This is a genomic window from Aerococcus sp. L_32 (assembly GCF_050689315.1).
Genome location: NZ_JBOEQF010000862.1, coordinates 1 through 785 on the forward strand (window position 1 = coordinate 1; position 785 = coordinate 785).

General features: G+C 38.5%; 2 protein-coding genes. One reads left to right on the top strand and one right to left on the bottom strand.

Translation table 11 applies throughout. From position 1 onward, the window contains the following. Nucleotides 1-225, top strand: a 225-nt coding sequence (locus tag ACRCJ0_RS16955) for a hypothetical protein (RefSeq protein ID WP_431391324.1), incomplete at its 5' end; no start/stop codon positions are given. 191 nt (nt 226-416) lie between these two features. On the opposite strand, the gene ACRCJ0_RS16960 is transcribed toward ACRCJ0_RS16955, so the two are convergent. Beyond that, nucleotides 417-785 (bottom strand): glycine betaine ABC transporter substrate-binding protein (locus ACRCJ0_RS16960; RefSeq protein ID WP_431391325.1); only part of this gene is annotated, 369 nt, incomplete at its 5' end.

Consider the following 785-nt stretch of genomic DNA (forward strand, 5'->3'; position numbering starts at 1 on the left):
ATCCGACAAAAACCTATTAAAATGACACATATAGAAACCGTCAACGGCTCACACGCTGCTTTCACCAGTACCTATGTCTGGGCTAAAATGAAAAAATGGGCACTAAAAGATGCTTTACTACTCGCTTATACAAGCTCTATTTTAAATCTATCTTCTCCCAACAATGTAAACGACAAACTAAGTCCTATCGAATTATACAAATTAAAAAGAACCCTTTTTGGATAAATAAACAGGCAGGTAGATTTCATTAATCTACCTGCCTGTTTTTTTTTCTTCTATTATGTAGCTCACGATATCCGGTTCCAAAGGTCAAACTCTTCCAACACTTCCCAAAATACGCCAATTACTTAGCAGTACTTGTTCGGCTTTTGCTCCAGCGCGCCGAGTTTTAGCGACTTTTGTCACACCTCTAATTTTTACTCTAACCAACCATCAACTGTTTCACGATTGGCTTCAATCCAATTATCTGCTGCTTCTTCTGGTTCTACATCTGTCGCTAATTCATCCATAACAGAAGACATATCTTCAACTTCCCAGTAGAAGTTATCAATAATCTTATAGGCTTCTGGATTATCTTCCTTTAGCCCTTCTCTTGCGTATGAATGAATTTCCTCGTAGCCACCAAAGACATTTTCTGGATCGTCAAGCATCTTAAGTTCATAATCCATGAACATCCAATGTGGCTTCCAACCAACCACAACTATATCCTCTTCATTATTGATAGCTTGCTCTAATTCAGCAATCATTGCACCTGTTGAACTCACAGAAACCTCCCAATCGGATAG